Origin of the sequence: Saccharothrix sp. CCNWYY140 (genome assembly GCF_037401995.1) — a bacterium.
Taxonomy (GTDB): domain Bacteria; phylum Actinomycetota; class Actinomycetes; order Mycobacteriales; family Pseudonocardiaceae; genus Actinosynnema.
Window position 1 is genome coordinate 1 of the sequence record NZ_JBBEGC010000218.1, and the last position, 6,801, is coordinate 6,801.

At 69.9% G+C, this 6,801-nt stretch carries 7 protein-coding genes; 4 read left to right on the forward strand and 3 right to left on the reverse strand.

Going from position 1 to position 6,801, the window contains the following annotated elements; all coding sequences use genetic code 11:
* Nucleotides 1-219: 219 nt before the first annotated feature.
* Complete coding sequence (locus tag WBN91_RS38520) at nucleotides 220-795, forward strand: helix-turn-helix domain-containing protein (protein ID WP_337729249.1); 576 nt, start codon at nucleotides 220-222, stop codon at nucleotides 793-795.
* An 18-nt stretch (nucleotides 796-813) separates the two neighbouring features.
* On the opposite strand, the gene WBN91_RS38525 is transcribed toward WBN91_RS38520, so the two are convergent.
* The 3 genes from WBN91_RS38525 to WBN91_RS38535 all read right to left on the reverse strand — a co-directional run bounded on the left by WBN91_RS38525 (nucleotide 814) and on the right by WBN91_RS38535 (nucleotide 3,033).
* Complete coding sequence (locus WBN91_RS38525) at nucleotides 814-1,440, reverse strand: class I SAM-dependent methyltransferase (protein ID WP_337729250.1); 627 nt, start codon at nucleotides 1,438-1,440, stop codon at nucleotides 814-816.
* A gap of 104 nt (nucleotides 1,441-1,544) precedes the next feature.
* On the reverse strand, nucleotides 1,545-2,066 hold the full coding sequence (locus WBN91_RS38530) for a hypothetical protein (RefSeq protein WP_337729251.1): 522 nt from the start codon (nucleotides 2,064-2,066) through the stop codon (nucleotides 1,545-1,547).
* 46 nt (nucleotides 2,067-2,112) lie between these two features.
* A complete protein-coding gene (locus tag WBN91_RS38535; protein WP_337729252.1) occupies nucleotides 2,113-3,033 on the reverse strand; it encodes an FAD-dependent oxidoreductase in 921 nt (306 codons plus the stop codon).
* Nucleotides 3,034-3,151: 118 nt separating this feature from the next.
* Between WBN91_RS38535 and WBN91_RS38540 the strand changes: the two genes are divergently transcribed.
* From WBN91_RS38540 to WBN91_RS38550, 3 genes are all read left to right on the forward strand, one after another.
* Nucleotides 3,152-4,198 (forward strand): chitinase, encoded by a 1,047-nt coding sequence (locus WBN91_RS38540; protein WP_337729253.1) that lies wholly within the window; start codon nucleotides 3,152-3,154, stop codon nucleotides 4,196-4,198.
* A gap of 134 nt (nucleotides 4,199-4,332) precedes the next feature.
* Complete coding sequence (locus WBN91_RS38545) at nucleotides 4,333-4,992, forward strand: HNH endonuclease family protein (protein WP_337729254.1); 660 nt, start codon at nucleotides 4,333-4,335, stop codon at nucleotides 4,990-4,992.
* Nucleotides 4,993-5,147: 155 nt separating this feature from the next.
* On the forward strand, nucleotides 5,148-6,608 hold the full coding sequence (locus WBN91_RS38550; protein ID WP_337729255.1) for an aldehyde dehydrogenase family protein: 1,461 nt from the start codon (nucleotides 5,148-5,150) through the stop codon (nucleotides 6,606-6,608).
* The last annotated feature ends 193 nt before the right edge of the window (nucleotides 6,609-6,801 follow it).

The window sequence follows — 6,801 nt, forward strand, 5'->3', positions numbered from 1 at the left end:
GGTAGCCCTTCGGGCAGGCCATACGGGGATGACGGAAGAAGCCCAAGTTGGGAGGTCTGCTGCGCGAGCCCAAAGGACAAGGCGCGCCCTGCGGCGCGAAGGGCCGTGTGAGGGGCGACGAGCATGCCCTGCGCCTCTGCCCTCCCGAGTTGCGCATTACTCGTCTAGCCCCGGCCTGCCGGTTTGCCTGGGGCTTGCCGATTCGGCAAGGTGGGCGGGGTGGACGACTTCGACGACGTGCTCAAGGCGGTCGGTCCCCGGCTGCGGGCGATCCGCAAGCAGCGCGAGGTGACGCTGGCCGACCTCGCGGCCGAGACGGGGATCTCGGAGAGCACGCTGTCCCGGTTGGAGAGCGGGCAGCGGCGGGCCAACCTGGAGCTGCTGCTGCCGCTGGCCCGCGCGCACGGCGTGCCGCTGGACGAGCTGGTCGGCGCGCCCAACACCGGCGACCCGCGCGTGCACCTCAAGCCGGTGCGACGGGGCGGGCGGACGATCATCCCGCTGACCCGCCGGGCGGGCGGGTTGCAGGCGTTCAAGATGATCATCCCGGGGGTGCGGGCGCACGTCGAGCCCGAGCTGCGCGTGCACGAGGGCTACGAGTGGATGTACGTGCTGGACGGGAAGCTGCGGCTGTACCTGGGCGAGCAGGAGCTGGTGCTCAAGCCGGGCGAGGCGGCCGAGTTCGACACCCACGTGCCGCACTTCTTCGACGCCGCCGACGCCCACCCGGTGGAGCTGTTGACCCTGTTCGGCCAGCAGGGCGAGCGGGCGCACCTGCGCGCCCGCTCGCGCTGACGCTCACCGCGCTGACGCTCACCGCAGGCGGCGCACGCGGACCACGTTGTCGGTGCGGGTGCCGGGCTCCCCGTCGGGGCCGTTGTGCTCGCGCTCGACCACCTCGTCGGTCTCCACCACCCAGTCCTCGCCCAGGTCCAACGCGGCCAGGACGTCGGCGGTGGTCGGAAAGCGGTAGTCGGCGTGCGGGTGGTCGTGCTGCCACGACGGCCAGCCCGCGTGCCCGGCGACCACCAGCACCCCGCCCGGCGCGACGGCGTCCTTGGCGCGCTTGAGCACGGCGTCCCGCTCGCCCTCGCGTTCCACCGGCGAGTGCAGGAACTGGGCGGACACCAGGTCGAACTCGCCGTCCGGGAAGGACTCGGCGAGGTCGTGGCGCTCCCAGGTGATCCGGTCGCCCACCCCGGCCTCCCGCGCCCGCACCGCCGCCCTGGCCAGGGCGGTGGCGGAGATGTCGGCACCGGTGACCCGCCACCCGCGCGCGGCGAGCCAGACGGCGTCACCGCCCTCCGCGCACCCGAGGTCGAGCGCGGTGCCGGGTTCGAGGTCGCGGACCTCGCGCTCCAGCAACGGGTTCACCCGGCCGCTCCACACCTGGTCGCGGTCGGCGTAGAAGGTCTCCCAGTACTGTTCGGCAGTCGTCATGGCCGCACTGTGCACCGGGGTCGCGCCGGCCTGCCACATTTCTTGCCGATACGGCAAAAGCACTGGTCAGGGGCGGGATGTGCGGGTCAGGGCCGGGATGTGCTTCAGGGGCGGGGTGTGCGGACGGCGACCTTGGCGACGTCCTTGAGCAGCTCCGGGGTGGGTTGGCCCTCCACCGGCTCGGACTCGGCGATCACCACGGTGGTGTCCAGCAGCTGCGAGTCGTAGTGGTGGGCGGTGAACTTGATCGGGTCCAGCTGGAGCAGGGACGACGAGAGCGGGCTGATGTCGCCGGTGCCGTGGATGTCCTCCACGCGCTTCCACTCGGCCGCGATCTCGGGCCGCTCGAACTGCACCCACGCGGCGGACACCGCGATCAGCGTCCCGTCGTCGTCCCGGACGGTCATCAGCAGCCGGGTCAGCGACACGCACGGCGTGGCCGTCAGCAGGTCGCGGACCTGGCCGAACGAGTGGGACACGCACTCGGAGTCGTCCTGGGTGACCCGGTCGACCACCTCCAGGCCCAGCGCCCGCCACGGCTCGTCGTCCGGCGCGGCCAGCCCGCCGGCCCCGGCCGCCACCACGCCCGCCAGCGCCGCCGCGGCCACCACGCCACCGGTTCCCACGTCCGCTCACCCCCTCTCCCCCACGGTGTTGCCCGTCCCGACCCGATCACAAACCGGTCAGCCGCACCACGTCCTCGGCACAGCCCCAGGACAGCGTGACACCCGAACCGCCGTGGCCATAGCACGAGACCACGGTCTTGCCGCCGCGCTCGACCCGGTCCACGCGCACGGCGGGCCGGACCGGCCGCAACCCGACCGCGCGGGACACCACGGGCGCGTCGCGCAGGGCCGGGACCAGGGCGTGGACGCGGGCCAGGATGCCACGTTCGACCTCCGGCGACGGGGTGAGGTCGGTCGCGCCCTCGTCGGCCGTGCCGCCGCACACCACGTGGTCGCCGCGCGGGATCACGTAGGTCAGGCCGGCGGGGTTGTCGTCGTCGACCAGCCAGCGGGTCAAGCCTGGGTTCGCCAGCCGGACGACCTGTCCGCGCACCGGGACCAGGGTGTCGTCGTCCAGCAGCTCGCCGGAGCGCAGGCCGGCCGCGACGACGATGGTCTTGTGGGGTAGCTCGTCGAGGTGGTGGACGTCGTGCGAGCGGAACGACACGCCGGTTGCGGCGCAGCGGTCCACCAGCCATGCCAGGTAGGTCGGCATGGTGACGACCGGCAGGGTGCAGACCAGGCCGGAGAGGACACCGGGCGGCAGGGTGGTCGTGGGGTGGGCGGGGACGGCGGTGGTCCAGGACAGGTCCGGGTCGGGGGTGCGGTGCAGGACTACGCCCTCCCGCCACACCACGCCGGCGGCCGGACTCAGTTCCCGGAAACGGCTCAGGGAGACCTGTCCCCAGCGCAGCACGGCGTCGACCGGAGCGGCCTTGTACGGGAACCACAGACCGCCCGCCACGGCCGACACCGTGTCGGCGGGCGGGGTCGCCGACACCACCTCGACCCGGTGGCCCTCCTCCGCGAGCCGCAGCGCGCAGGTCAGGCCGATCACCCCGCCTCCGACCACCGCGATGTCACCCATGACCGCTGTCGTACCAGAGGTTGCGCCGATCGTCGGGTTGTGGCGCGCTCGCGGCCCCTGCTTCCATGAGGTTCGCCGATAGATCACTTCTGGCCGCCGGGATTGGACATGGGCGGAAATGACCCATCGGGCATCGAGGCTGTTCGCTCTCGTCGCGGCGGTCTTGCTCATTGCTTCTTGTGCCAGTGCTGTCGCGCATGCGGCGGCTGACGTGTGCGCGGTGAAGTCCCGGCCTGCTGGGAAGGTGCTCCAGGGCTACTGGGAGAACTGGGACGGCGCGAAGAACGGCGTCCACCCGCCACTGGGCTGGATCCCCATCACCGACAGCCGCATCGCCGCCAACGGCCACAACGTGATCAACGCGGCGTTCCCGGTGATCCGATCGGATGGCACGGTGCTGTGGGAGGACGGCATGGACACCGACGTCAAGGTCGCCACGCCCGCGGAGATGTGCGCGGCGAAGGCGGCCGGGGCGACGATCCTGATGTCCATCGGCGGCGCGGCGGCGGGCATCGACCTCAGCTCGTCGGCGGTGGCGGACCGGTTCGTGAACACGGTCGTGCCGATCCTCCAGCGGTACAACTTCGACGGGATCGACATCGACATCGAGACCGGGCTGGTGGGCAGCGGCAACATCAACTCGCTGTCACCGTCGCAGGCCAACCTGATCCGGATCATCGACGGCGTGCTGGCGCGGATGCCCGCGAACTTCGGCCTGACGATGGCGCCGGAGACCGCTTACGTGACCGGCGGCAGCATCGTGTACGGGTCGATCTGGGGGGCTTACCTGCCGATCATCAAGAAGTACGCGGACAACGGGCGGTTGTGGTGGCTGAACATGCAGTACTACAACGGGTCCATGTACGGGTGCTCAGGTGACTCGTACCAGGCGGGGACTGTCCAGGGTTTTACCGCGCAGACCAATTGTCTGAACAAGGGGCTGGTCGTGCAGGGGACGACTATTCGGGTGCCGTTCGACAAGCAGGTGCCGGGGCTGCCTGCGCAGCCTGGGGCTGGGGGCGGGTACATGTCGACCAGTCAGGTCGCGCAGGCTTGGAACGCCTTTGGTGGGCAGCTCAAGGGCTTGATGACCTGGTCGATCAACTGGGACGGGTCGAAGGGTTGGACGTTCGGGCGCAATGTGAAGGCGTTGCAGGGTCGGTGAGCTTGGCGCCGAGCTGAGGTGGGCTGGGCCGGTGATCGTGGCCGCCGACCGGCGCAGATCGTTGCGCCGGTCGGGGTCGTTACGCCGGGTGTGGGGTGCGGGTATCTCAGTGGGCAGTCGCGCTGGAGGTGCCCGTGTCCCGTGCTGTCCTGGTTCTTCTCGCGTTGGTGGTGGCCGGGTGTGGGTTCGCGCCGGGTCAGAGCACGCCGATCGACAAGGTGCCGGAGGGCACGGTGGACACCGCGACCGCGCGGGTTCAGTTGGGGGCGTTGGCGGTGGCGGAGCCCGGCCGCATGGACGGGTACGAGCGGGATTGCGACAACGGTGCCGCGTGCGTGTTCGGACGGCCGTGGTCCGATGTGGACGGTGACGGGTGCGACCAGCGCAGCCAGGTGTTGGCGCGGGACATGGTCGGCGTGGTGCGCAAGGACGGGCGGTGCGCGGTGAAGGAGGGCACGCTGCACGACCCGTACACCGGGCAGACCGTGACCAGCGTGTCCAAGGTGCAGATCGACCACGTGGTGCCGTTGGCGGAGATGTGGCGCAGCGGGGCCGCGGGGTGGCCGCCGGAGCGGCGGGTGCAGGCGGCCAACGACTTGCGCAATCTGGTGGCTGTGCAGGGGAAGGTCAATCAGGACAAGGGTGATCGCACGCCCGATGAGTGGTTGCCGCCCAATTCCGGGTATGCGTGCCCGTATGCGCGGATCTATGTCGGGGTGAAGGCGGCTTACGGGTTGTCGGTGCGGGCTTCGGAGCGGGCGGCGTTGGAGCGGGTGCTGGCGGGTTGCCCGTAGCGGTGGGTGTTGGTCGTTGGGTTTGGGGGGTTCGTACGTCCGAAGTTCCGTGCGCGCACAGCCAAACGGCGTACACATTCACACAACCCGATCACCCTGTTTGTGCCTAGGCTCGACGCACCGACCAACCCTGCCCCTGGTCAGGAGGCACAACCATGACCATCCACCGCACCCTGCTGATCGGCGGCGAGGAGTCTCCCGCCGCGTCCGGCCGCACTGTGGACGACATCGCCCCTTACACCGGGGAGGTGTACGCGACCGTCGCGGCGGCTGGGCCTGAGGACGTGACCCGGGCCGTGGACGCGGCGGATCAGGCGTTCGACGAGTGGGCGGCGATGAGTCCGTTCACGCGGCGGCGGTTGCTGATGGACGCGGCGGCGGCGTTGGAGGCGCGGGCGGACGCGGTGGTCGAGTTGATGGCGTCGGAGGTGGGTGGGACGCAGCCGTGGGCGCGGTTCAACGTGTTCCTGGCGGCGAACATCCTGCGTGAGGCGGCGTCGTCGGTGACTGCGCCGCGTGGTGAGGTGTTGAGTGCCGAGGAGCCTGGGGCGTTGGGGATGGCGGTGCGGGAGCCGGTCGGGGTGGTGGCGGCCTTTGCACCGTGGAACGCCCCGGTGATCCTGGGGACGCGGGCGTTCGCCGCGCCCTTGGCGGCGGGCAATACCGTGGTGCTCAAGGCTAGTGAGGAAGCGCCTTTGGCGTCTGGGCTGTTCTTGGCGGATGTTATGCGCGAGGCTGGGCTGCCTGCTGGGGTGCTGAATGTTGTGACCAATGATCCGGTGGACGCGGCGGTGGTGGGTGAGGCGTTGATCGCCGATCCTCGGGTGCGGGTTGTGAACTTCACCGGGTCCACCGGGGTTGGGCGCGTTGTGGGGGCGTTGGCCGGTTCGTATTTGAAGCCGGCGGTGCTGGAGTTGGGTGGGAAGAACTCGATCATCGTGCTTGACGATGCTGATCTGGGGTACGCGGTGGACGCCGCCGTTTTCGGGGTGTTCATGAACGCGGGTCAGATTTGCATGTCTGGGGACAGGGTGTTGGTGCACTCGTCGTTGGCGGCGGAGTTCACGTCCCGTTTTGTTGAGCGGGTGGCGGCATTGCCGCACGGCGATCCTCGGGCGGCGGAGACTGTTGTTGGGCCGTTGGTGAATCCTGCGGCAGCGGCGCGGGTGGCGGGGTTGGTGGCGGATGCGCGGGCCAAGGGGGCGTCGGTGCTTGTCGGGGGTGGGGAGCCGGATGGGGCGGTGCACCCGGCGACGGTGGTGACCGGGTTGACGCCTGAGATGGAGCTGTATGGGGCGGAGGCGTTTGGGCCGGTGTGTGCGGTGGAGGTGTTCGGGTCTGATGAGGAGGCGGTGGCGTTGGCGAACGCTACCGAGCACGGGTTGACTTGTGGGATTTTGACGGAGAACGGGGCTCGGGGGTTGCGGCTGGCTCGGCGGGTGCGGTCTGGGATTGTGCATGTGAATGACCAGACTGTGGGGGATGAACCGCAGGCTCCGTTTGGTGGGGTGGGGGCTAGTGGGTATGGGCGGTTTGGGGGGCGGTGGGGGGTGGAGGCGTTTACTGCTACGCGGTGGGTGACGTTGGCTACCCAGCACGCTCACTATCCGTTCTGAGGCGGCTCGGGGTTTGGCGCGCGGAGCGGGTTCGAGCTTGCGAGCGTGGAGCGCGTTGCGCTTTGACCCGCGAAGCGTGGGCTTGGCGGCGGAGAGTCCGGTTCAAAGATTAAAATCGCCTCGCCGGCGGGCAGGCCGCCAAGGATGACCCAACTGCAACTGCGGGGGCTTCTTGCTTGTGTCATCCCCGTAT

Coding starts and splice junctions, on each gene's coding strand:
- WBN91_RS38525 (WP_337729250.1), bottom strand. CDS start 1,440: ATGACGACTGCCGAACAGTACTGGGAGACCTTCTACGCCGACCGCGAC.
- WBN91_RS38535 (WP_337729252.1), bottom strand. CDS start 3,033: ATGGGTGACATCGCGGTGGTCGGAGGCGGGGTGATCGGCCTGACCTGC.
- WBN91_RS38540 (WP_337729253.1), top strand. CDS start 3,152: ATGACCCATCGGGCATCGAGGCTGTTCGCTCTCGTCGCGGCGGTCTTG.
- WBN91_RS38550 (WP_337729255.1), top strand. CDS start 5,148: ATGACCATCCACCGCACCCTGCTGATCGGCGGCGAGGAGTCTCCCGCC.